Below are 22,562 nucleotides of genomic sequence, written 5' to 3' on the forward strand. Positions count from 1 at the left end.
GACCCTCCTCAGTAGGCGAACGTGCGGTCGACGGCGTCGAGCACGCGGTCGAGGTCGGGGAGGTACTCCTCCTCGACCCGCGCCGGCGGATACGGGGTGTCGTAGCCGGTGACCCGCTGGACCGGCGCCTCGAGGGAGTAGAAGCACTGCTCGGTGACCCGGGCGGCCACCTCGGCGCCCACGCCGAGGGTGCGGTGCGCCTCGTGCACCATGACCAGCCGGCCGGTGCGGCGGACGGAGTCGTACACCGCGCGCAGGTCCAGCGGCGACAACGAACGCAGGTCGATGACCTCGAGCGACCGGCCGTCGTCGGCGGCGGCCGCCGCGGCGTCGAGGCAGGTCTTCACCATGGGGCCGTACGCCGCGACCGTGGCGTCGGTGCCGGGCAGCGCCACGCGGGCGGACTCCAGCGGCAGGTCGGGCTCGCCGTCGAGGTCGACCTCGGCCTTCTCGTAGTAGCGACGCTTCGGCTCGAAGAACACCACGGGGTCGTCGAGCCGGATCGCCTGCTGGATCATCCAGTACGCGTCGAGCGGGTTGGAGCAGGTGACCACCTTGAGGCCCGGGATGTGGGCGAAGGTCGCCTCGGGGCTCTCGCTGTGGTGCTCGACGGCGCCGATGCTGCCGCCGTAGGGGATGCGGATGACGATGGGAAGGCGCAGCCGCCCGCCGGAGCGGAAGTGCATCTTCGCGACCTGGCTGACGATCTGGTCGTAGCCGGGGAAGACGAACCCGTCGAACTGGATCTCGCAGACCGGGCGGTAGCCGCGCAGCGCCAGGCCGACCGCGGTGCCGATGATGCCGGACTCCGCGAGCGGGGTGTCGATGACGCGGTCCTCGCCGAAGTCCTTCTGCAGGCCGTCGGTGACGCGGAAGACGCCGCCGAGCTTGCCGACGTCCTCGCCCATGACCAGGACCTTGGCGTCGTTCTCCATGGACCGGCGCAAGCCGGCGTTGATGGCCTTGATGATGTTGAGCTTCTGCACACCCGTGGGCTGGTCGGTCATCGCGCCGCCTCCTCTTCGAAGCTGTCCAGATGGGCCGTCATGGACTCGCGCTGGGCGACGAGGTCGGGCGTGGGCTCGACGTAGACGTGGTCGAAGATCGAGGTCGGCGTGGGGTCGGGCAGCGCCCGGCAGGCCGCCCGCAGGTGCACGGCCAGCTCGTCGGCCTCCTCCTCGACGCCGTCGAAGAACGCCTGGTCGGCGAGGTCGCCGCGGACCATGAACGCCTTCACCCGCTCGATGGGGTCCTTGAGCTTCCAGTGCTCGAGCTCGGCGTTGAGCCGGTACCGGGTGGGGTCGTCGGTGGTCGTGTGCGCGCCCATGCGGTAGGTGAACGCCTCGACCAGCGTGGGACCCTCGCCGTCGCGGGCCCGCTGCAGCGCCTCGCGGGTGACGGCGAGGCAGGCCAGCACGTCGTTGCCGTCGACGCGGACGCCGGGGAAGCCGAAGCCCGCGGCCCGGCGGTACAGCGGCACCCGCGTCTGGCGCTCCAGCGGCTCGGAGATGGCCCATTGGTTGTTCTGGCAGAAGAACACGACCGGCGCGTTGGTGACGCTGGCCCAGATGAACGCCTCGTTGACGTCGCCCTGGCTGGTGGCGCCGTCGCCGAAGTAGGCGATGACGGCGGCGTCGCGGTCGGGGTCGCCGGTGCCGATGGCGCCGTCGCGCTGGATGCCCATGGCGTAGCCGGTGGCGTGCAGTGTCTGCGCGCCGATGACGATCGTATAGAGGTGGAAGTGCGTCTCGACGGCGTCCCAGCTGCCCTGGTCGACGCCGCGGAACAGCGCCAGCAACTTCACCGGGTCGACGCCGCGGCACAGCGCGACCGCGTGCTCGCGGTACGTCGGGAAGACGTGGTCCTGGGGGCGCAGCGCGCGGGCGGAGCCGACCTGCGCCGCCTCCTGGCCCAGCAGGCTGGCCCACAGGCCCAGCTCGCCCTGGCGCTGCAGGGCGACGGCCTCGCTGTCGACGCGGCGGCCCAGCACCAGGTCGCGGTACATGGACCGGACGTCATCGCCGGTGATGTCGGCGATGAGGGGGTCGTAGTGCTCGCTGGGGACGCGCTGGCCCTCGGGGGTGAGCAGCTGGACGAGCTCGGGTTCGGGCGGGGTGTCCCCGGCCGCCGTCTCGACAGTCATGTGTCTCCTTCACGTCGTCGGCTCCGCAGGATTGCCGCGGGAGCCTGCTCCTCGTGACCACCGGCGGCGTGGGTGAGGACTACGGGTGGGTCCTCACGCCTCGCCGCGGTGCATGACCGTGACCGAAGTCACGACCTCGCTACCGCAACGGTACCCAGATCCGGGGTCGGACGGATGCACCGAGGCGGCAGGTGGGGCTCCATCCTGCAGCACCTCCTGCCAGCCTGCCCGCTGGGGATCGCTCGGAGGCTCGTCGTTCCGGACAAACTTCCTTGCCCGGACGCTGCACTGACCGCACAAGTCCTCTGTCGTCCTCGTAAGCCGCGCGCCTGACCTGAGACGACACGAGCCGCGCGGCGCGTCCGTCGGGACGCACCGCGCGGCTCGCGAGGTGTTCTGCCTGACTCGTGTTACTCGGAAGCGCCGCTGAACCGGCGGCGCAGCAGGAACGCGGCCGCGGTGATGAGGCCCAGCCCGAGGGCCAGCAGCGTGGCCGGCGAGCTGCCGGTGTCCGGCAGGTCCTCGTCCGGGCTGTCGCTGGGCGACGGCGTCGGGCTCTGGCTGGGCGTCTCGGACGGGCTGTCCGATGGCGTCGGGGTCGGCGTCTCCGAGGGGGTCTCCGACGGCGTCGGGGTCGGCGTCTCGGACGGCGTCTCGCTCGGCGTGGGCGTCGGCGTCTCGGTCGGCTTGGCGGTCCAGTCTACCGTTCCCTCGACGGTGAGCTCGGTCTTCTCCGACTGGGCCAGGATCAGCGACTGCGTGCGGATCTCCTCGGTGGAGCCCACGAACAGCCGTCCGGTGCTCAGGTTCGCCTCGGCGTGCAGCCGCACGGTGCCGTCGCCCGCCTCGGCGTCCTCGGGCACGTCGACGCCGAACGTGTCGCCGTCGCCCACCTGGCCACCCAGCGGGGCGCCGTCGCCGTCGACCAGCTCGACGCCCTCGGGCAGGTCCGCGGTGACGTCCACCGTCTCGGCGTTCGTGCTGACGGTGAACGGGCCGAGAACCGAACCGGCCTCGCCCGACAGCGACGTCGGATCCAGCGACAACGCAGGCTCCGGCTGCTCGCCGATGCCGACGTTCTCCTCACCGGTGAGGTACTCGTAGACCGCTCGGACGTCGGCGTCGATCTCGTCGTTCTCGGTGGTGATGTCCTCGAGGTCGACGGTGATGTTGTCGCTGAACGTCCACACGGCCGCCGAAGTGGCGGTGATCGCCTCGTCGACCGACAGCCCGTCGTTGAACGAGACATCGGACAGCGCGGCCTCGATCTCGTCGACCGATACGACGGGATACGAGTGTCGCAGTACCCAGAGGATCTTCGGCGAGTTCTCGGTGAACGGCGCATCCGGCTCCGGGTAGGCGTCCCAGGGCACCTCGGACATCTCGACCTCGTCGTCGGCGATGGGCACGTTGATCTCGACACAGTAGGCCTGCAGCAGCGCCCCGTCGTCGGCACGGAGGCCGAACAGGACGCCTTCGACAGTGGCGTCCTCGACGTCGGTCCGGTTCACGTCATAGGCGAAGTCGTGACCGCCGGGGTCGAGGTTCGCCCGGGGCTCGACGCCGGTCAGCTCGAACTCCGACGCGGCGGCGGGTGTGAGGAACGCGGCTCCGGCCAGCAGGCCGGCTGCCAGCGCGCCGGCGCCGAGGCGGCGCCGGGCCGGATGAATGGACATGTGTCTCCTTAGAGAACGTCAATGCTCAGGAAAATGAGCGCGCGCACCAGCACGGAACGACACGCAAGGAATCACAGACATGACTCAGAAAGCCCCCCTAGCGTGGGCATCCTAGTGGAAACGGCTATGTTTCGGGAAGTCCGGGACATCCCGGACGTCGCCGCACCCCCTGTCGGTGCCGGGCGGAGTCGCATAGGGTCTTGACCCGTGCCTGACTTCGACGAAGCGTCGGCTACGCGCCAGGTCTCCCCGGGCCTGCACAGCGTCGACATCGACGGGACCTGGTCGGTGGGCGAGGTGCCGAACGGCGGCTACCTGCTCGCGCTGATCCTGCGCGCCGTGCTCGGCGAGTCCGCCCACCCGCACCCGGTGACCACCAATGCGCACTTCGTGACCCCGCCCACGGCCGGGCCGGCGCAGGTGAAGGTCGACGTCGTGCGCACCGGCCGCACCATCGAGACGTTGCGCGCGACGCTGGTCCAGGACGACGAGCCGCGGGTCGAGGCCACGGTCACCACCAGCACGCTCTCGCGCACCTCGCCGGTCGAGTGGGTCGGCCCGCCGCCGGAGCCGGTGGCGCCGGTCGACGAGTGCATCCGTGCCGTCGTCGACCTCCCCGACGGCACTCATGTCGGCCTGCTCGAGCACGTCGACCTGCGGCTTGACCCGCAGACCCTCGGCTGGTTCTCCGGCCGCCCGGCCGGCCAGCTGTCCATGCGCGGCCACGTCCGGCTGGTCGACGGCACCCAGCCCGACCCCGTGGTGCTGGCGCTGGCGGTCGACTCGCTGCCGCCGACGGTGTTCGGCCTCGGCCGGTTGGGCTGGGCTCCCACCGTGCAGCTGTCGGTGCTGACGCGCAGCCTGCCGGCGCCGGGCTGGCTGACGGTGCACCTGCGCGGCCGGCTGGTCCGCGACGGCTGGTTCGACGAGGAGGCCGAGGTCTACGACGCCGACGGCGCTTTGGTCGCGCAGTCGCGCCAGCTGGCCCGCATCCGCGTCACCTGAACAGGCCTCCGGCCGAGTTCTCGCCAGCGTGTCGAGAACGCCGCGCCGGCTCCGTCCCAGGTTCACCAGCGGCCAGGACGGACCGCGCGACGACGTGAGGAACCATCATGCGCAAGCTCATCGCTCAGCAGTGGGTGACCGTGGACAACATCGCCGCGGAGGAGGACGGCGGGCTCGGCTTCGTATCGGGGGAGCCGTTCTCCGAGAGGACCAACCCGGCGTTCAAGGACTCCGTCATGGGGTTCATCGACTCGGTCGACACGATGATCCTCGGCGCGAACACCTACGCCCAGTCCGTGGGCTACTGGCCGACCGCCGACGACCAGGGCGAGTACGGGCAGAAGCTCAACGCCCTCACGAAGTTCGTCGCCTCGTCGACGTTGGACGACGCCCCCTGGGGCGAGTTCCCCGCCGCGACCGTGACGCCCGACCCCGTCGCCACCGTCAGGGAGCTCAAGGAGAACAGCGGCAAGGACATCTGGCTGTGGGGAAGCCTGACCCTCATGCAGTCGCTGCTGGACGCCGGCCTCGTCGACGAGGTCCGCATGCTGGTGTGCCCGGTGTCGCGCGGCAAGGGAAGGCGCGTCTTCGAGGGTGCGCACGACCTCGAGCTGATCGAGGCCACCGCGTTCGACAACGGCCTGGCGCTGCTGCGCTACGCGGTCAGGACCAGCTGACCCGGCACGTCGTTCCGGCCCGGGCCGGCCGTCAGTCGCCGGCCGCGAGCTTCTGCCGCAGCTGCTCGGTCATGCGCGCCTCTCCGGTGCGCAGGTGGGCGAGCAGCCGCTGCCGGGCCAGCTCGAAGTCGCGCCGCCCGACCGCCTCGGCGATGCCGGTGTGCTCGTCGAGGGTGTCGTCGATGCGCTGCGGCACCCCCGACGAGAGGTAGTGCCGCCCCCGGACGATGTGGTTCTCGATGACGGCGTAGAACCCCTGCAGCCGCGCGTTCTTGCTGCACGCGACCAGGAACGTGTGGAACGAGTGGTCGTGGCCGAAGTAGTCGTCGAACGTGTCGGGCAGAATCGGGTGCTCGTAGCCGTCGAAGAAGGTGGCGATGCGCTCGATGGCGTCGTCGTCGGGCTCCTCCTCGAGGCGGTCGAGGCCGGCGGGCTCGAGCCGGCGGCGCAGCTCGAACAGTTCGTGCACGTCCTGCTCGGAGAACGGGGTGACCACCCAGCCGCCGCGGCCGCGCGGGGTGAGCAGGCCGGCCGCCTCGAGCCGGTGCAGCGCCTCGCGCACCGGGGTGCGGCTCAGGCCGAGCAGCTCGGCGAGCTCGCGGTCCTTGACCGGCGCGCCCGGGGGCAGCTCGGTGCGGACGATGGCCTCGCGGATGGACTCGAAGGCGCGGTCGCCCAGCTGGACGGTCTCGATGGGCTGCAGGGACGTCACGGTCGGTTCCACCCCATTCATCTGCGCAGACGGCCCGTCTGGTCTTCCGAGAACAGTATCGTGTGTTCCGGATGTTGATCCGTAACGCGTCACGGCAGCTCCACCATCCGCAGGGCGGCATCGATCCAGGCGCGGTCCCAGGTCCCGGCCTCGATCGCCCGCCGCTCCGCCTCCTCGGCCGACCGCTTCTCCTCGGCCAGCGCCACGATCTCCTCGGCCCGCCCGCGCGGGATGACGGCGATGCCGTCCGCGTCGCCGATGACGAGGTCGCCGTCGGCCACCGCCACGCCGGCCAGCGCGACCGGTCCGCGCAGCTCGCCGGGGCCGTCCTTGTACGGCCCGAGGTGGCTCACGCCCGCGGCGAACACCGGCGGCGCCAGCGCGGCGAGGTCGGCCCGGTCGCGCACGGCGCCGTCGACGACCAGGGCGGCCAGCCCGCGCGTGCTCGCGTACTGGCCCATGAGCCCGCCGAGCACCGCCCGGTCGGTCTGCCCGCCGCCCGCCACCACCAGCACCTCGCCGGGCCGGGCGAGGTCGAGCGCCTTGTGCACGACGAGGTTGTCGCCCGGCCGGGTGCGCACGGTCAGCGCCGGCCCGGCCACCACCCGGCCGGTGGCGAGCCCGGCGACGGGCAGCAGCCCGGGCGCGCCGGCCCACCGGCCGAACACGTCGGAGACCAGCGACGTCGCAAGCTTGCGCAGCCGGTCGACCAGCTCTGACGGTGGCAGCGGCGTAGCCGGGTGGATCGGGCAGTCGACGGGCATGGTCACTCCATCTCCGGGGTGGACGGGCGCGTGGGCAGGCGGCGGTGCGGCAGGCCGAACTCGGCGGCGACGGCGTCCAGCTCGGCCCGCGCGGCGGCGGAGAGCCGGACCCCGTCGCGCTCGGCCGCGGCCAGGGCGGCGTCCTCGACCTCGCCGGGCAACAGGACGCGCTCGACACCGTCGGCCGGCGGCAGGTCGTGCACCTCGCGGGCGAACCCCTCGACGTGCGCGGCGAACGCCTCGCGGCCCAGCCAGCGGCCGGGGTCGAGGGCGAGGAACAGGTGGCTGACGCGCTGCTGGCGGTCCGGGTGCAGGTACATGTCGCCCAGTGCGTGCCCCGTCACCCCGGCCACCAGGCCGCCGCACAGCAGCTCGATCATCATCGCCAGGCCCGACCCCTTCGGCCCGGCGAACGGCAGCATCGAGCCGGCCAGCGCCGCGGTGGCGTCGGTGGTCGGCCGGCCCTCGGTGTCGACCGCCCAGCCCGGCGGGATCGGCCGGCCCTGCTGCTCGGCGACGATGACCTTGCCGCGGGCGGTGGCGCTGGTCGCGATGTCGAGCACCAGCGGCGGTCCGCCCGCGCGCGGGACGGCGATGCTCAGCGGGTTGGTGCCGACGGCGCGGCCGCGGCCGCCGTGGTACGTCATGGTCGGCGGGGCGTTGGAGAGGGCGACGACGGCGAACCCCTCCGTGGCCGCCCGGCGGGTCAGGTAGGCCAGCGTGCCGCAGTGGTTGGAGTTCGCGACCCCGGCCACGCCCACGCCGTGCGCTCCGGCCAGCGCGACCGCGGCTTCCAGCCCGGTCAGCGCGCCCAGCTGGCCGACGGCGTTGCGCGCGTCGACCCGGGCCGCGGCGCCGTCGTGCTCGGTCACCGGGACGGCCAGCGGGTCGACCGCACCGGACTTCAGCCGCGACGCGTAGACCCGCAGCCGGACCACGCCGTGCGAGTCGATGCCGCGCGCCTCGGCGTCGACCAGCGAGCCGGCCACCAGGTCCGCCGTCGCCGCCGGGAGCCCCGTCGAGCCCAGCACGGCGGCGCAGTGCGCCCGCAGGACCTCGAGCGGGATCGGGTCGGCCGGCGTCATGCGGGGTCGGCCCACCGCTCGTTCGGGATCAGGGGGTACCAGTCCGGCCGGGCGGGGTCGCGGTCGTAGGTGTAGTTGCCGACCTTCTGGAACAGCTCCGAGTACTTCGCCATCTTGTCCGGGTCGAGCACCACGCCGAGCCCGGGCCCGTCGGGGACGGCGATGGTGCCGTTCTCATAGGTCATCTTGCCGCCGACGATGACGTCGTCGGCCAGGTGGTGGTAGTGGGTGTCGACGGCGAACGGCAGTGCCGGCAGCACCGCGCCGAGGTGCAGCATGGTGGCCAGCCCGATGCCCAGCTCACCTGACGAGTGCATGGCGACGCTGAGCTGGAACGTCTCGCACACCCCCGCCGCCTTGACGCACGGCCGGATGCCGCCCCAGAACGTGGTGTCGAGCAGGATGACGTCGACCGCGGGCTGCAGCACGTTGGCGGCCAGCTGCTCGAAGTTCACGACGACGGTGTTCGTCGCGGTCGGGATGGTGATCGCCTCGCGCACCCGGCGCATGCCGTTGAGACCCCAGGTCGGGTCCTCGAAGTAGTCGTTGCGCAGGTGCTCGATGCCGCGGGCGAACCGGATCGACTCCTCGACGCTGAGCACCGAGTTCGGGTCGTAGCGCAGCCCGTCCCCGGGCGCCGCCTCGGCCACCGCCTCGTAGGCGTCGCGCTCGTAGTCGGGGTGGAAGACGCCGCCCTTGAGTTTGTGCGTGCGGAAGCCGAAGCGCTCCTTGAGGTCCAGCGTGTGCGCCGCGAGCTGCTCGGCGGTGCGGACCTCACCCGAGCCGTCCTCGTTCGGGTAGCGGAAGAACAGGTACGACCCGAACTCGACCCGGTCGCGCAGCCGTCCCCCGAGCAGCTGCGAGGCGGGCAGGCCGAGCGCCTTGCCCATCAGGTCGATGCAGGCGAATTCCAGCGCCGCGTGCAGGTGGGTGCGGTTGCCGTACAGCGCGGCGGTCGGGTTGAGCAGCTTGAACCGCATCGCCTCGAGGTCGAACGGGTCGTGGCCCTGCAGGTACGGCAGCAGCCCCCGGAACGCGTCCTCGGTGGCCCTGCCCGCGCCGCGCATCTCGCCCAGGCCGGTCAGCCCCTCGTCGGTGTCGACCTCGACGATGGTGCGCACGAACCGGCCCCAGTGCCCGCCGTTGGCGTGCCGCAGCGGCGCCTCGAGCGGTATCGCCACCGTCGTCGCGCGGATGTCCGTGATCTTCATCGGTGTCTCCTCACCGGTTGTAGAGCGGCGCGGCGCCACCCACGTCCGCCCAGACCTCGTCGCACGCCGCCGCCGTGGCGTCGTCCAGCGGTCCACCGTCGATCGCCCGCAGGTTCGCCTCGAGCTGGCCGAGCCGCGACGCCCCGAGCAGCACGGCGGCGGTCAGCGGCCGGTTCGCCACCCAGCGCAGGGCCAGCTCGACCAGCGTGATGCCGGCGGCGTCGGCGACACCGGCCAGCCGGTCGACGGCGTCGAACAACGGCCCGTTCCAGTACCGGTCGCGGTACACCTCGCGGCTGAACCGGGTGCCCGGCTCCGGCGCCCGATCGATGCGGTGCTTGCCCGTGAGCAGGCCGCCGGCCAGCGGGTTGTAGACGATGTTCGACAGCCCGAAGTGCTCGGCACAGGCGGCGTACTCGGCCTCGATGCGCCGGCCGACCAGGTTGTACATCGGCTGCGAGATCAGCGGCTCCGGCCAGCCGTTCGTCCGGGCGAGCAGCAGCGCCTCGGTGACCTGCCAGGCGGCGAAGTTGGACTGGCCGACGTGGCGGATCTTGCCGGCGGCCACGAGGTCGGCCAGCGTGGCCAGCGTCTCCTCGATGGGCGTGCCGTAGTCGGGCCGGTGCAGGTAGTACACGTCGATGCGGTCGGTGCCGAGCCGGCGCAGGCTGGCCTCGACGGCCTTCGTCAGCGCCGCCCGGCCCAGTCCCGTGAGCGACTCGTCGGCCTGCTCGACGTGGCTGCCGCCCTTCGTGGCCAGCAGCACCTCGTCGCGGAACGGCCTCACCGCCCGGCCGAGGATCTCCTCCGACGCACCGCCCTGGTAGTTGTTGGAGGTGTCGAACATGGTCACGCCGGCCTCGCGGGCGGCCCGCACCATCTCGACCGCGCCGGGCTCGTCGACCTGGGCGCCGAACGTCATGGTGCCGAGGACCACGCGGCCGATCGTCAGCGGCATGAGCTGCTCCTCCTGCGCCCTGGGGGCTCGATGGGGTGGGATGTGATGGGTGGCGGTCATTTCAGCCCCGTCGTCGCGACCCCGCGGACGAGGTACTTCTGGGCGGCCAGGAAGAACCCGAAGATCGGGCCGAGCGAGAGGATCGACATCGCGAACAGCGGCCCCCACGACGACTCGCCCTCGGCGTCCATGAACGCCCGCAGTGCCAGCGGGACGGTGTAGTTCTCCGGCGTCGACAGGTAGATCAGCGGCGACAGGAAGTCGTTCCACGTCCAGATGAACGTGAAGATCGCCGTGGTGGCCAGCGCAGGCATCGTCAGCGGCAGGATCACCCGCCAGTAGATGCCCCACCAGCCGCAGCCGTCGATCTTCGCGGCGTCGTCGAGCTCGCGCGGCAGCGTCCGGATGAACTGGACCATGAGGAAGATGAAGAACGCGTCGGTGGCCAGGAACTTCGGCACGATCAGCGGCAGGAACGTGTCGATCCAGTTCAGCTCCGAGAACAGGACGTACTGCGGGATCAGCACCACGTGCTGCGGCAGCATGATCGTCGCGAGCATGATCGCGAACCAGAAGCGACGGAACCGGAAGTTCAGCCGGGCGAACGCGTACGCCGCCAGCGAGCAGGCGATCAGGTTGCCGACGATCGAGCCGATCGCCACGACGAACGAGTTCACGAAGAACGTCGAGAACGGGATCCGCAGCGCGTTCCAGCCGTCGGTGTAGTTCGACAGCGTGAACCGGCTCGGCCACAGGCCCGAGTCGCTGAAGATCAGCTCGGTCGGCTTGAACGAGCTCGAGAGCATCCAGATCAGCGGGTAGAGCAGCAAGAGGCCGAACGCCACCAGGGCCACGTGCTTGACCAGCCGCCGCGCCCGCGACGGCCGTCCCGTCGTCGCCGTCGCCCCGCTCATCGCTCGTCTCCGTAGAACACCCAGTACTTCGACGCCGCGAAGTTGAGCGCGGTGAACAGTGCGATGACCACGAACAGCACCCACGCCATCGCCGACGCGTAGCCCATGCGGAAGCTGGCGAAGCCCTCCTGGTACAGGTACAGCGTGTAGAAGAGCGTGGAGTCGACGGGGCCGCCGGTGCCGTCGCTCACCACGAATGCCGGAGTGAAGGCCTGGAACGCGCCGATCATCTGCAGGATCAGGTTGAAGAAGATGACCGGCGTGAGCAGCGGCACGGTGATCGAGAAGAACCGCCGCACCCGGCCCGCGCCGTCGACCGACGCCGCCTCGTAGTACATGTCCGGGATCTGCCGCAGCCCGGCCAGGAAGATCACCATGGGCGCGCCGAAGGTCCACACGCTCAGTGCGACCAGCGTGTACACGGCGGTCGCCGGCTCGGAGATCCAGCTCCGGCCCTCGATGCCGAACGCACCGAGGAACGAGTTCACCAGGCCGTCGCCGCTGAAGACCCGCCGCCACAGGATCGCGATCGCCACCGACGAGCCGAGCAGCGACGGCAGGTAGTACACCGACCGGTAGAAGGAGAGCCCGCGCAGCCCCTTGTCCAGCACCATCGCCAGGAGCAGCGCGAACGCCAGCTGCAGCGGCACCGAGACCACGACGTAGATCAGCGTGACCTTCAGCGACGCGATGTAGCGCGGGTCGTCGGTGAACAGCCGCACGTAGTTGTCCAGGCCGATCCACGACGGCGACGTCAGCGGGTTGTACTCGGTGAAGGACAGGTAGAGCGAGGCGATCATCGGGCCGATGACGATGACGAACAGCCCCACCAGCCACGGCGACAGGAACAGGTACCCCGCCACGTTCTCGCTGATCCGGAACCGGCGCCCGCCGGCGCGGCGGGGCCGCTCCGGCGGGCTCTCGACCCGGTCTCGTGTGGCGACGGACATCAGCCGAGCAGTCCCGGCGCTTCGCTCATCAGCTGGCCGACGGCGTCCTCGAGAGTCATCCGGCCGAACGCGTACTCGTAGTACAGCCGCTGGTAGAGGTCGTTGAAGTCGCCGAACCCGGTCGGCAGCACCGGTGTCACCTGCGCGTCGTGCGCCTGCACGGTCTCGAGGTGCTCGAAGGAGCGCTGCTCGGTCTCGTCGACGGTGCCCAGGACCTCCTCGCGGATCGTCGGCGACGCCGGCACGCCGCGGGTGGTCTGCAGCAGCGCACCCGCCTCGGAGTCGTTGACCAGGAAGTCGATGAGCTTGGCCGCCTCGTCGGCGTTGGCGCTGGTGCGGGTGACGCTCCAGGCCATGCCGGCCCGCCAGACCTGGCCGGGCGCGCCGTCGTCGCCGAACGGGTAGGTGGCCATGCCGACCTCGCCCGGGCTCAGCCCCACGAAGTTCGTGTACTGGCTCGACGTGGTGAAGTCCATGGCCGCGTAGCCCTGCACGACGCCGGAGTTCTCCGGGTTGGCGCCCTGCGCGGTCTGCAGGTCGGCGGGCACCGCGGCGCCGTCCTCGCGCAGGTCCCCCCAGAACTGCCACAGCTCCTCGACGTCCGCGGCCTCGAAGCCGAGCTCGTTGCCGTCGAACAGCTGCTTGCCGCGCTGGTTGAGGAAGGACTGCAGGACCTCGTACTGCGGGCCGCCGTCCTCGGTGCCGTAGTAGCCCTCGCCGCCGGCCGCCGCGATCTCGCGGGCCAGGTCGGCGAACTCCGACCACGTCCACGTCTCGCTCGGCGGCTCGATGCCCAGCTCCTGCAACTTCGTGGCGTCGTAGACGAGCGCGTGGCCGTCGAGGCCCGGCGGGATGCCGTACAGCGTGCCGTCGATGGTCTGCGCCTCGAGCGGCTCCTCCTCCCAGCCCTCGATGTCGATGGTGCCGTCGTCGACGTACGGGCCGAGGTCGAGCAGCACGTCGCTGGTCGCGTACTGCGAGAGCACCTGGCCCGACATCTGGATGATGTCCGGGGCGTTGCCGCCGGCCACCTGCGTGGTCAGCCGGTCCCAGAAGTTCGTCGCGGTGGTGTACTCGACGCTGATGTCGACGTTCGGGTTCTGCTCCATGTACAGGTCGAGCGCGTCCTGGGTGCGGGTGTTGCGCTCGTCCGACCCCGACCAGGCGATCCGCAGCGAGACGTCACCGTCGCCACCCTCGGCGCCGGCGGAGTCGCCGTCGGACCCGCAGGCGGCGAGGCCCGCGACGAGCAGGGCGCACATCGTCGCCGTCAGAGCTGTGACTGCCCGCTGACGCGTAGTCCGTACCGTCATAGCGGTCTCCTCCTTGAGAGCTATCGATCACGGCAGAGTGCGGGAGCGCCGGCTGCGGGTCCGGGTGGCGTCAGATCACGACGCCACGCGGCCGAGCTGGCGACTGAGCTGGGCGAGGTTGCCCTGGACGGCCGCGTACAGGCCGTCCGCGGTCTCCTTCGGCGTGCGGGTGGAGACGGTGTAGGGGTCGGTGGCCACCTGGGCGGTGATGGTGGGCTCCCAGTCGGGGGGCAGTGCCGCCGTGCCGCGGAGCGCGGCACTGAGCGACCCCGCCACGCAGGCCCGGCCGTCGGTGTCGCGGCCGAGGTTGACGGCGGCGACGACGGCCTCGTACGGGTCGGCCCGGCTGATGTTGACGGCGGCGAGCGCCGTGCCGAGCGTCTCGACCGGCCACAGGATCGTGCGGCCGGCGTACTCGTCGTCGAGCAGGCCACGCAGGTTGCGCCAGTCGCCACCCGCGGGGACGTGCTCGAGGATGTGCTCGATCTCCGCGCGCGGCAGCGGCGAGAGCCGGGCCAGCGCGGCGTCGATGACGGTGTCCACGGTGGCGTCGGCGCTCAGGCCCTCGGCGATGCCGGCGGCGACGGCGGACGCGACCTCGAGGGCGTAGTTGCCGGGGACGCCGCTCTGGTCCTTGAGCCGGCCGACGTCGAGGGCGTCGGCGGCGGCCTGGGCGGGGTTGCCGGCGTTGACGACGCCGACGGCCGCCATCATCGCGGTGACGCCCCAGGCGCCCGGGAAGTAGGCGAACTTGCCGATCTCCCACGGCGGGACGCCGGCCTTGGCGGAGTAGTAGATGACCTGGTCCTGGCCGCCGAGCAGGATGCCGAACTTCGCCGGGTCGATGTCGCGGACCCAGATCTTCGCGACGTCCTCGACGGTGACCCGGCCGCCCTTCTCGATGACGGCGGTGACGGTGAGGCGGTGCCGCTCGTGGCCGTCCTCGCTCATGCCGGGCGGGCGGTCGTGCACCTGGTAGGTGTTCGGGTAGCCGCGGACCACCGGCAGGTTCGGGAACTTGTCCTTCCACTTGTTCGGCTGCGGCAGCATGGTCGTCACCAGGCCGAACTGCTCCTCGATGTCCTTCCAGTGCATCACCTCGGTGACGTCGCCCATCGAGTGGCCGACCGTCGCCGCGATCTCGACCGCGAGGATGCGGTCGTAGAGGCGGCCGCCGGTCGGCGCGTCCTGCTCACCGTCGGTCTGCGCGTGCGGCGCCATGTCCCTCCCGGTCGTCGTCGGCACGGGTTCCCATCCGCTGCGGAGCTCCATGGCGGTGGATGGTATTCAAAATTCTGTACTCTGGTCAAGGCATCCCTAACCGATCAAAGGACGCGACCCATGCCGACGTTGTTCGAGAAGATCTACGGAGTCGAAGCCGCCACCACCATCGCCAACTCCATGGGCGACGTGCTCGAGGGCCTGGCCTGGTTCGAGATCGAGGAGAGATACGGGCTGGTCACGGAGTTGCTGCCGCAGCCGAACAAGTGGGGCAGCCGGCCGGTCATGGGCATCAGTGCCGACGAGAACGGGCCGGCCCGCATGCCGCAGGAGTGGGGCAACGACTTCGTCTGGTACCCGCACGACCGGCCGCCGGGGCAGAGCGAGGACGGGCACGAGCGGCACCGGCTCGCCGTCACGGCCATCATCGAGAAGGGCGGCCGGGTCACCGTCGAGGACGTCGCCCGCATCTGGCTGCGCGACATCGACCCGGCGAGGTTCGGCTACCTGCTCGGCCCGCAGGACCAGGTCATCTACTACGCGCTCAAGGCCGGCGTGTGGCCGTGGGAGACCGGCCGGTACGCCACCTTCCCCGGCATGATCGGCACCTCCAAGATGATGATCGCCATCGGGACGGTGAACGCCTGCGACCCGCGGCAGGCCGCCCGCGACGCCCTCGACGTGGGGCGCATCAAGGACATCCGCGGCCCCCGCGACAACTACTCGCTCGAGGTCGCGGCGGCGATCGCGGCCGGCACCGCCGAGGCGCTGAAGCCCGCGGCCACCGTCGACTCCGTCCTGGCGGTCGCGCTGGAGCAGCTGAGCCGGGTGCCGCGGCGTGAGGTCGAGACAGCACTGGGCTGGGCTCGCGACACCGCCGACTGGCGCGACCTGCGGCCGAAGTTCCAGGACAAGTACCTCGGCCACTGGATGTCCGACGCCGTCGAGATCCTGTCCGGCGGTGCGGCGATCTTCCAGATCACCGGCGGCCACGTCGAGGACTCGATCGTCCAGGCGGTCAACCTGGGCCGCGACACCGACTGCCGCGCCTATATCGCCGGCGGCTGGTCGGCCGCGCTGCGCGGGATCGACGCGGTTCCCGAGCGCTGGGTGAAGACGGTGACCGAGCAGGTCGCGACCGATCCGTACACCGTCTCGACCCGCACCCCGCTCGAGAGCGCCACCGGGCTCTACGAGGCCGTGCAGAACGAGCTGCGCCGCTCGAAGGAGCGCGTCGCCGACCTGGAGTCCCTCGGCGCCGGCTCAGAATGATCACGTCCACCACGGAATTCCGTGCCACACCAGGGCTGTATGCCTGGTGTGGCACGGAATCCCCGTGTGGTGTGGCCATGCCTGCGTTGGTAATCGCTTTCCAGATGGCGTTCGCAGACGTCACGAGGATTACCTGAGCTTCACCACGATTGCAGGCCTGGTTCACCAGGGAATCGCGTGGTGAACGTGGTCATTCCCAGTGGGTCAGCCGGTGATGGTGAGCGTCAGCAGGGCCACGTTGAGGCTGACGACCACGGCGCTGACCAGCACGGCCAGCGCCGTGGTCAGCCGCGAGTTGGCCCACCGGCCCATGACCGACGACTTCGCGGTGACGGCGACCAGCGGGATGATCGCGAACGGGATGCCGAACGACAGCACGACCTGCGAGAGCACCAGCAGCCAGGTCGGCTCGGCGCCGGTGAGCAGGATCGCGACCGCCGGCACCAGCGTGACGAGCCGTCGGACCAGCAGCGGGATGCGGCGCAGCAGCAGACCCTCCATGATCACCGCGCCGGCGTAGCAGCCCACCGACGTCGACGCGAGGCCCGACACCAGCAGCCCGACGGCGAACAGCACGCCGATCGCCGCCCCCAGCCCGGACTCGACCGCGGCGTGGGCCCCGGCGATGGTGTCGGTGCCGTCGACGCCGCGCAGCGAGGCCGCCGCGACCAGCAGCAGGGCGATGTTGACGCTCCCGGCCACCAGCATCGCGACCCCGACGTCGGCGCGCGTCGCCCTGAGCAGCCGGCCGACCAGCCCGGGCTCCGGCGTGGCGCCGAACCGGTCGCGGGCCAGCGCCGAGTGCAGATACACCACGTGCGGCATGACGGTGGCGCCGAACATGCCCGCCGCCAGCAGAACGGTCTCGGTCCCCTCGAACCGCGGGGTCAGCCCGGACACGATGCCCGACGGCGACGGCGGCTCGACGAACAGCCCGGCCACGAAGCCGACGGCGATGACCAGCAGCGCCGTCGTGACCACGCCCTCGAACGCCCGCTGCCCCCGACCGTTCTGCACCGTCAGGAGCGCCATGGACACCACTCCGGTGATGACGCCGCCGAGCCACAGCGGCAGGCCGAACAGCAGGTTCAGTGCGATGGCCCCGCCGACCACCTCGGCGATGTCGGTGGCCATGGCGACCACCTCGGCCTGCAGCCAGTACGCCAGCCGGCCGCCGCGGGGCAGCCGGTCGCGCAGCACCTCGGGCAGCGACGACCCGGTGACCACTCCCAGCTTCGCCGACAGGTACTGCACCAGCCCGGCCATCGCCGTGGCCATGACCAGCACCCACACCAGCAGGTAGCCGTAGCCGGCACCGGCCGAGAGGTTGGTGGCGACGTTGCCGGGGTCGACATAGGCGACCGCCGCCACGAACGCGGGACCGAGCAGCCCCAGCCCCGCGCCGGGCAGCCGGGTCGGCGTCCCGTCCAGTCGCTCCGGACGGCGACGCCGCACCCGTACGTACATGAGTCCCTATCCTCCGCTGGCTCGGGCGTCGACCTCGTAGCTGGTGTTGATGGACTCGAAGAAGTTCACCAGTTGCAGCGTGTCATTGGCAGTCGCCATCCACTTCGCGGGATTGGCGACCTTGTAGTGCGGCTCGAAGCCGAGCTCCTCGAGCCGCCGGTCGGCCAGGTACTTGACGTAGTGGTTGATGTAGTCGGCGTTCATACCCAGGATCCCGGTGGGCAGTAGGTCGCGGTTGTACTGTTCCTCCATCGCGACGCCGTCGAGGATCATCTGCTCGATCTCGGCGGCGAACTCCGGCGTCTGGAGCTCGGGGTTCTCGTCCAGCACGGTGAGGACGAGGTTGATGCCGAACTTCAGGTGCAGGCTCTCGTCGCGGACGATCCAGTCGATCAGCGAGGCGAAGTTGCGCAGCAGGTTCCGCTGCCGGAAGCTCAGCGCCACCATGAACCCGCTGTAGAACCAGATGCCCTCGAGCACGATGTTGTAGGCGACCAGGTTGCGGACGAAGTCCTGCTTGCCCTCGACGGTGGTGATGTCGAGCGTCTGCTCGGTCATCCGCCTGATGTAGCGGACCTCGAACTCCTCCTTCGCCACCATGGACGGGACACTGACGTGCGCGGCGTACGCCCGCTCGCGGTCGATGGGGAACGTCTCGAGGACGTACTCGAAGGCCATGACGTGATTGGCCTCCTCCCACATCTGCTTGGCGAGGTACAGGTGCGCCTCGGCCGCGCTCAGGTACGGGTAGACGCCGAAGGCCAGCGCCTTGTTCACCAGCAGTTCGTTGGGGTTGAAGTAGCTCATGAGGAAGGTCAGCGCGTGCCGCTCCTCGTCGGACATTCTCTTGAAGTCGGCCATGTCCTCGCCGAGCTGGACCTCGTGCGGGAACCAGGTGTTCGCGACGGCCTGGTTGTACAGCTCGTACGCCCAGGGGTAGCGGACCGGCTTGAGCAGCAGGCCCTCCTGGATGCCGGTGCCGAGAATGCTCATCGTCGTCTCCCCTCTACTGGCACGACTCGCATTGGAGCCGTTCCTGCGGGTCGACGGGGCAGGCGACCGCCTCCTCGCCGGTGTCGACGACCTCCAGCTCGACGGCGTCCGGCGGGGCCGCCGCCGGAGCCACGACGGGGGCCGCAGCCGCGGCCTCGACAGAGGCCGCCGCCGGGGCCACGACGGGGGCCGCAGCCGTCGCCGTCGTGCCCCGGGCCGCTCCGAAGCCGCGATGGGGACCGCTCGGCGCAGCATCACTACCGTTCAGCGCTTCGGCTTTGTTGACTCTGACGGTGCTCTGCTCGGCGGTGTGGCGCGGCTTGACGTGCAGGTAGTACGTGGTCTTGACGCCCTTGGCCCAGGCGGCCGAGTAGATGTCGACCATGTCGCCGATGTCGCGGGTCTCGAGGTACATGTTCCGGCTGATCGCCTGGTCGATCCACTTCTGCGCCCGGGCCGCGACCTCGATGAACGCATACGGCGAGAGCTGGAACGACGTCTTGTAGATCGCCTTGAGGTCGGCCGGGACGGCGTCGAGCGCGGATACGTCGCCCTGGGCGCGCAGCAGGTCCTCGCGCACCTGCTCCCACAGCCCCCGCGCCTTGAGGTCGGCCACCAGGTTGCGGTTGACCTCGAGGAACTTGCCCGAGCTGGTGGCCCGGCTGAACAGCTGCGAGAACTGCGGGTCCAGGCCCGGCGTCGTGCCCGCGACCAGGCCGATGGACGCCGTCGGGGCGATCGCCATCAGCGTGGCGTTGCGCATGCCGCCGCGGACCTTGTCGCGCAGGACGTCCCAGTCGAGCCGGCTGGACCGCGACACGGTGATCGGCACGCCGCGCTCGCGCTCGGCCCGGTCGACGGTGTCGATGGGTACCAGGCCACGGCTCCAGCCGGAGCCGTCGAAGTTGGCGTAGGCGCCGCGTTCGCGGGCGAGGTCGGCGCTCTGGTCGATGGCGTGGTAGCTGATGAACTCCATGAGCCGGTCGATGAGGTCGTAGGCCTGCTCGCTCTCGTACGACCAGCCCAGCCGCTCGACGACGTCGGTGAAGCCCATGACGCCGAGGCCGACGGCGCGGTTGAGCTCGTTGGAGCGCTCGGACTCCGGCACCGACGAGACGGTGATGTCGATGAGGTTGTCGAGCTGGCGGACGGCGAGCCGGACGCTGTCACGCAGCCGGTCCCAGTCCACTCCGCCGGCGCCCAGGTGGGCGGACAGGTTGATCGACGCCAGGTTGCAGACGGCGATGTTGTCGCGGTCCTGCGGCAGTGTGATCTCGGTGCACAGGTTCGACAGGTGGATGGTGCCGGTGTTGTCGTTGAGCGCCCGGTTGTTGATGGTGTCCTTCCAGGTCAGCCAGGGGTGCGACGTGGTCTGCAGGGCGACGAGGATGGCCCGGAACTGCTCGCGCGCCTTGATCTTGGTGAACGAGCGCAGCTCACCGGCCTCGGCGGCGGCCGCGTACTCGGCGTAGCGCCGGCTGAAGGCGGCGCCGTAGAGCTCGGGCAGGTCGGGCACCTCGAGCGGGTCGAACAGGTACCAGTCGTCGTCGGCGGCCACCCGGGTCATGAACTCGTCGGAGATCCAGACCGCGGTGTTGGCGGTGCGGACCCTGCGGTAGGGGTCGCCGGCGTTCTGCCTGAGATCGAGGAACTGAGGGAAGTCGCGGTGCCAGTTCTCGATGTAGAACGCCAGCGCGCCGAACTTCTTGCCGCCGCGCGACACCGCCCGCAGCGTCGAGTCGATCGTGTGCATGAACGGGATGGGTCCGGTCGAGACGGTGTTGTTGCTGCGGATCGGCGAGCCCTCGGCGCGCAGCTTCGTCACCGACAGGCCGATGCCGCCGGTCCCCTTGGTCAGCCACATGACGTCGCGCACGCTCTTGGCGATGTGCTCGATGTCGTCGTGCATCTCCATGACGAAGCAGTTCGACAGCTGCGAGTACGCCGTCCCCGCGTTGACCAGCGTCGACCCTGCGGCCAGGTAGTCGAGGCTGGACATCTTGGCGTAGAACACGGCGGCGGCCGCGGTGGGATCCGCCTCGTTCAGCGACAGCCCCATCGAGACCCGCATCCAGAAGAACTGCGGAACCTCCAGCCGGTGGCCGTCGCGGTCGTTGATCATGTAGCGGTTGCTCATGGTGACCGCGCCGATGTACGTCAGCAGGTCGTCGCGCGTCGGGTCCAGCACGGCCGCCAGCCGGTCGAGGTCGAAGTGGGTCACGAGCCGTTCGTCGAGGAGCCCGGCGGCCACGCCGTCCGCCACGTAGCCCGGGAACCTCTCCCGATGCAGCTCGGCCAGCTGGTCCGGGGTCTCGTAGTCGCCCAGGACGCGCTTGTAGACCGTCTTCAGCAGCACGCGGGCCGCGACGGTGTCGAAGGCCGGGTCGTCGCGGACGTTCTGCAGCGCGACCTGGACGACGGCCTCGTCGAGCTGCTGGCTGGTGATGCCGTCGAACAGGGTGATCTCGAGTTCGGACTGCAGCTGCGTGACGCGGGCGACCTGGTTGTCCAGGCCGACGCTGGCGGCCTCGATGGCCCGGGCGATCTTGTAGCCGTCGTACGGCTCCACCGACCCGTCGCGCTTGACGACGTTGACGCTCATGCTCTCTCCTCGCGAGCTCGGCTGGCTCGGCCCACGGCGCTGACGGAGAGGGGCGAGGAGAGATGCGTCGCCGGCACCGCGCCGGTGGGGCGTCGGGTCGCTGGTGGCGCCCGGGCGCGGCGGTGAGTTCGTCGGCGTATCGTCCCCTGGCCCCTCCCTCGGGAGCCGCGGACCACCGCACGCGTGGCGCGTGCGGTGCGCTGGCAGGTCTTCGGACTCACGGGCGCAGAGGCCACCTGGCGGGTGGCGTTCCACCTACTGGCCGTCGCTTCCCAGGCCTTCACGTATGTCGGCCCAGTGCTTCGTTGACGGCGGTCGTTCCCGTTCACCGCTGCGGGGCAGTCCCGGACTCACACCGGGTTCCCTGTTGCCCCCGCCGATCCGGCTGACCGGCGGAACCAGCTGCGAGAGCCACACTATCTGGTAGTTACAAAGATGCAAGTCACCTACATCTAGTGTCTTGCCAGTCGGCCGCCCACACCGGGACAGATGCGACACCGGCGGTTGTCACGATGTCGCAGCGACATGGCCGAAACTCGCTTTCACTCCTGCTTGCCGATCCAGCAGAATGTGGGTCGTCAGTACTGACCTAGGGAGACACTCATGACTCAGGCCCCCGCGCGGCCTGCGATGATCTGGGCCGCGCTGGTCGTCGTCTACGTCGTGTGGGGCTCGACGTACCTCGCCATCCGCGTGGTGGTCGAGGCCGACATCCCGCCGTTCCTCGGCATGGGCCTGCGGTTCCTGGTCGCCGGGCTGCTGATGCTGGGCTACCTGTGGCTGCGCCACGGCCGCGAGCGGCTGCGCGTGAGCCCGCGCGAGCTGCGCGGCGCGGCCGTCATGGGCCTGCTGCTCCTCGTGCTCGGCAACGCCATGGTCGCCGTGGCCGAGCAGACGGTGCCCAGCGGGCTGGCCGCCCTGGTCGTCGCGGCGATCTCGCTCTGGTTCGTGTTGCTGCAGGTGGCCGGCGGCGAACGGCCGCCGGCGCTCACCTGGGTCGGCATCCTGGTCGGCCTGGCCGGTGTCGCGGTGATCTGCGTGCCCCGCGGCGGCATCGAGGGCGTCGAGGCCTGGGGCATCGGCATCCTGCTGTTCGGCACCATCTCGTGGGCGTTCGGGTCCTACTTCTCCCCGCGCCTCGGGCTGCCGCGCAACGCGCTGGTGGCCTCGGCCTACGAGATGCTGGCCGGCGGCGTCATGCTGATGGTCGTGTCGGCCGCGACCGGCGAGTTCGGCAAGCTGCACGTGTCGGCGGTGGCGACGGAGGGCTGGCTCGCGCTGGCGTACCTGATCGTGCTGGGCTCGCTGCTGGGCTACACGGCGTACGGCTACCTGCTGGCGAACGCGCCGCTGTCGCTGGTCGGCACCTACGCCTACGTCAACCCCGTGGTCGCGGTGCTCCTGGGCTGGGCCATCCTCGCCGAGCCCGTGACGGCCATCGTGCTGGGCGGCGGCGCGCTGGTGGTGGGTGGCGTGGTGCTCGTGGTCAACGGCGAGCGGGCGTCGGCGAGGGCGCGGCAGGCCGAGAAGTCGCCCGATCTCACGCCCGACGAGGCCATGGTCTGACGCCGGCGGAGACCGCCCCCGGACATGGCGAAG

General features: G+C 70.7%; 19 protein-coding genes and 1 riboswitch. Of the genes, 4 read left to right on the forward strand and 15 right to left on the reverse strand.

Going from position 1 to position 22,562, the window contains the following annotated elements; all coding sequences use genetic code 11:
- Nucleotides 1-8 precede the first annotated feature (8 nt).
- The 3 genes from E1212_RS01150 to E1212_RS01160 all read right to left on the reverse strand — a co-directional run bounded on the left by E1212_RS01150 (nucleotide 9) and on the right by E1212_RS01160 (nucleotide 3,819).
- A complete protein-coding gene (locus E1212_RS01150; protein ID WP_131977881.1) occupies nucleotides 9-1,007 on the reverse strand; it encodes an alpha-ketoacid dehydrogenase subunit beta in 999 nt (332 codons plus the stop codon).
- Nucleotides 1,004-2,143 carry a pyruvate dehydrogenase (acetyl-transferring) E1 component subunit alpha gene (pdhA, locus tag E1212_RS01155; RefSeq protein WP_131977884.1) on the reverse strand — a complete coding sequence of 380 codons (1,140 nt, stop codon included), beginning with the start codon at nucleotides 2,141-2,143 and terminating at the stop codon, nucleotides 1,004-1,006. Before pdhA ends, E1212_RS01150 begins: the two co-directional genes overlap by 4 nt.
- Before the next feature lie 410 nt (nucleotides 2,144-2,553).
- A complete protein-coding gene (locus tag E1212_RS01160; protein ID WP_131977887.1) occupies nucleotides 2,554-3,819 on the reverse strand; it encodes a thioester domain-containing protein in 1,266 nt (421 codons plus the stop codon).
- A gap of 207 nt (nucleotides 3,820-4,026) precedes the next feature.
- Between E1212_RS01160 and E1212_RS01165 the strand changes: the two genes are divergently transcribed.
- Both E1212_RS01165 and E1212_RS01170 read left to right on the forward strand, forming a co-directional pair.
- Nucleotides 4,027-4,824 (forward strand): thioesterase family protein, encoded by a 798-nt coding sequence (locus E1212_RS01165; RefSeq protein ID WP_131977890.1) that lies wholly within the window; start codon nucleotides 4,027-4,029, stop codon nucleotides 4,822-4,824.
- A 107-nt stretch (nucleotides 4,825-4,931) separates the two neighbouring features.
- Nucleotides 4,932-5,501: a dihydrofolate reductase family protein gene (locus E1212_RS01170; RefSeq protein ID WP_131977893.1), complete on the forward strand. Its 570-nt coding sequence runs from the start codon at nucleotides 4,932-4,934 to the stop codon at nucleotides 5,499-5,501.
- A gap of 31 nt (nucleotides 5,502-5,532) precedes the next feature.
- Here the strand turns inward: E1212_RS01170 and E1212_RS01175 are convergent, their stop codons facing one another.
- The 9 genes from E1212_RS01175 to E1212_RS01215 form a co-directional block, all read right to left on the reverse strand.
- Nucleotides 5,533-6,213 carry a GntR family transcriptional regulator gene (locus tag E1212_RS01175; RefSeq protein ID WP_162605246.1) on the reverse strand — a complete coding sequence of 227 codons (681 nt, stop codon included), beginning with the start codon at nucleotides 6,211-6,213 and terminating at the stop codon, nucleotides 5,533-5,535.
- 89 nt (nucleotides 6,214-6,302) lie between these two features.
- Nucleotides 6,303-6,977: an RraA family protein gene (locus tag E1212_RS01180; RefSeq protein WP_131977899.1), complete on the reverse strand. Its 675-nt coding sequence runs from the start codon at nucleotides 6,975-6,977 to the stop codon at nucleotides 6,303-6,305.
- A 2-nt stretch (nucleotides 6,978-6,979) separates the two neighbouring features.
- A complete protein-coding gene (locus E1212_RS01185) occupies nucleotides 6,980-8,077 on the reverse strand; it encodes an Ldh family oxidoreductase (protein WP_131977902.1) in 1,098 nt (365 codons plus the stop codon).
- Nucleotides 8,059-9,273: an enolase C-terminal domain-like protein gene (locus E1212_RS01190; protein WP_131977905.1), complete on the reverse strand. Its 1,215-nt coding sequence runs from the start codon at nucleotides 9,271-9,273 to the stop codon at nucleotides 8,059-8,061. The genes E1212_RS01185 and E1212_RS01190 overlap by 19 nt, the downstream gene beginning before the upstream one ends.
- Before the next feature lie 10 nt (nucleotides 9,274-9,283).
- Nucleotides 9,284-10,231: an aldo/keto reductase gene (locus tag E1212_RS01195; protein WP_131977908.1), complete on the reverse strand. Its 948-nt coding sequence runs from the start codon at nucleotides 10,229-10,231 to the stop codon at nucleotides 9,284-9,286.
- A gap of 56 nt (nucleotides 10,232-10,287) precedes the next feature.
- The gene (locus E1212_RS01200) at nucleotides 10,288-11,145 is read right to left on the reverse strand and encodes a carbohydrate ABC transporter permease (RefSeq protein ID WP_131977911.1); all 858 of its coding nucleotides are present in this window, start codon (nucleotides 11,143-11,145) and stop codon (nucleotides 10,288-10,290) included.
- On the reverse strand, nucleotides 11,142-12,095 hold the full coding sequence (locus tag E1212_RS01205; protein ID WP_131977913.1) for a carbohydrate ABC transporter permease: 954 nt from the start codon (nucleotides 12,093-12,095) through the stop codon (nucleotides 11,142-11,144). Before E1212_RS01205 ends, E1212_RS01200 begins: the two co-directional genes overlap by 4 nt.
- Nucleotides 12,095-13,408 carry an ABC transporter substrate-binding protein gene (locus tag E1212_RS01210; protein WP_131977916.1) on the reverse strand — a complete coding sequence of 438 codons (1,314 nt, stop codon included), beginning with the start codon at nucleotides 13,406-13,408 and terminating at the stop codon, nucleotides 12,095-12,097. Before E1212_RS01210 ends, E1212_RS01205 begins: the two co-directional genes overlap by 1 nt.
- Nucleotides 13,409-13,483: 75 nt before the next feature.
- Nucleotides 13,484-14,680, reverse strand: a complete 1,197-nt coding sequence (locus E1212_RS01215; protein WP_131977919.1) for an ADP-ribosylglycohydrolase family protein — start codon at nucleotides 14,678-14,680, stop codon at nucleotides 13,484-13,486.
- A 69-nt stretch (nucleotides 14,681-14,749) separates the two neighbouring features.
- On the opposite strand from E1212_RS01215, the gene E1212_RS01220 reads away from it, so the two are divergent.
- Entirely contained in the window at nucleotides 14,750-15,901 is a 1,152-nt protein-coding gene (locus tag E1212_RS01220; RefSeq protein ID WP_131977922.1) for an ADP-ribosylglycohydrolase family protein, read from the forward strand.
- A 204-nt stretch (nucleotides 15,902-16,105) separates the two neighbouring features.
- Here the strand turns inward: E1212_RS01220 and E1212_RS01225 are convergent, their stop codons facing one another.
- From E1212_RS01225 to E1212_RS01235, 3 genes are read right to left on the reverse strand one after another with little or no spacing between them, the layout of a single operon-like run.
- The gene (locus E1212_RS01225; protein ID WP_131977925.1) at nucleotides 16,106-17,368 is read right to left on the reverse strand and encodes an Nramp family divalent metal transporter; all 1,263 of its coding nucleotides are present in this window, start codon (nucleotides 17,366-17,368) and stop codon (nucleotides 16,106-16,108) included.
- A gap of 6 nt (nucleotides 17,369-17,374) precedes the next feature.
- On the reverse strand, nucleotides 17,375-18,361 hold the full coding sequence (locus E1212_RS01230; protein ID WP_131977928.1) for a ribonucleotide-diphosphate reductase subunit beta: 987 nt from the start codon (nucleotides 18,359-18,361) through the stop codon (nucleotides 17,375-17,377).
- 13 nt (nucleotides 18,362-18,374) lie between these two features.
- On the reverse strand, nucleotides 18,375-20,963 hold the full coding sequence (locus E1212_RS01235; protein WP_131977931.1) for a ribonucleoside-diphosphate reductase subunit alpha: 2,589 nt from the start codon (nucleotides 20,961-20,963) through the stop codon (nucleotides 18,375-18,377).
- A gap of 185 nt (nucleotides 20,964-21,148) precedes the next feature.
- A riboswitch (cobalamin riboswitch) is annotated at nucleotides 21,149-21,381 on the reverse strand.
- 185 nt (nucleotides 21,382-21,566) lie between these two features.
- Here E1212_RS01235 and E1212_RS01240 point away from each other — a divergent pair.
- Nucleotides 21,567-22,529: an EamA family transporter gene (locus tag E1212_RS01240; protein WP_203416128.1), complete on the forward strand. Its 963-nt coding sequence runs from the start codon at nucleotides 21,567-21,569 to the stop codon at nucleotides 22,527-22,529.
- Nucleotides 22,530-22,562 lie beyond the last annotated feature (33 nt).

The sequence above is a fragment of the Jiangella ureilytica genome (assembly GCF_004348545.1).
Taxonomy (GTDB): domain Bacteria; phylum Actinomycetota; class Actinomycetes; order Jiangellales; family Jiangellaceae; genus Jiangella; species Jiangella ureilytica.

Coding starts and splice junctions, on each gene's coding strand:
- E1212_RS01150 (WP_131977881.1), bottom strand. CDS start 1,007: ATGACCGACCAGCCCACGGGTGTGCAGAAGCTCAACATCATCAAGGCC.
- pdhA (WP_131977884.1), bottom strand. CDS start 2,143: ATGACTGTCGAGACGGCGGCCGGGGACACCCCGCCCGAACCCGAGCTC.
- E1212_RS01160 (WP_131977887.1), bottom strand. CDS start 3,819: ATGTCCATTCATCCGGCCCGGCGCCGCCTCGGCGCCGGCGCGCTGGCA.
- E1212_RS01170 (WP_131977893.1), top strand. CDS start 4,932: ATGCGCAAGCTCATCGCTCAGCAGTGGGTGACCGTGGACAACATCGCC.
- E1212_RS01180 (WP_131977899.1), bottom strand. CDS start 6,977: ATGCCCGTCGACTGCCCGATCCACCCGGCTACGCCGCTGCCACCGTCA.
- E1212_RS01190 (WP_131977905.1), bottom strand. CDS start 9,273: ATGAAGATCACGGACATCCGCGCGACGACGGTGGCGATACCGCTCGAG.
- E1212_RS01195 (WP_131977908.1), bottom strand. CDS start 10,231: ATGCCGCTGACGATCGGCCGCGTGGTCCTCGGCACCATGACGTTCGGC.
- E1212_RS01200 (WP_131977911.1), bottom strand. CDS start 11,145: ATGAGCGGGGCGACGGCGACGACGGGACGGCCGTCGCGGGCGCGGCGG.
- E1212_RS01205 (WP_131977913.1), bottom strand. CDS start 12,095: ATGTCCGTCGCCACACGAGACCGGGTCGAGAGCCCGCCGGAGCGGCCC.
- E1212_RS01210 (WP_131977916.1), bottom strand. CDS start 13,408: ATGACGGTACGGACTACGCGTCAGCGGGCAGTCACAGCTCTGACGGCG.
- E1212_RS01215 (WP_131977919.1), bottom strand. CDS start 14,680: ATGGAGCTCCGCAGCGGATGGGAACCCGTGCCGACGACGACCGGGAGG.
- E1212_RS01220 (WP_131977922.1), top strand. CDS start 14,750: ATGCCGACGTTGTTCGAGAAGATCTACGGAGTCGAAGCCGCCACCACC.
- E1212_RS01225 (WP_131977925.1), bottom strand. CDS start 17,368: ATGTACGTACGGGTGCGGCGTCGCCGTCCGGAGCGACTGGACGGGACG.
- E1212_RS01230 (WP_131977928.1), bottom strand. CDS start 18,361: ATGAGCATTCTCGGCACCGGCATCCAGGAGGGCCTGCTGCTCAAGCCG.
- E1212_RS01235 (WP_131977931.1), bottom strand. CDS start 20,963: ATGAGCGTCAACGTCGTCAAGCGCGACGGGTCGGTGGAGCCGTACGAC.
- E1212_RS01240 (WP_203416128.1), top strand. CDS start 21,567: ATGACTCAGGCCCCCGCGCGGCCTGCGATGATCTGGGCCGCGCTGGTC.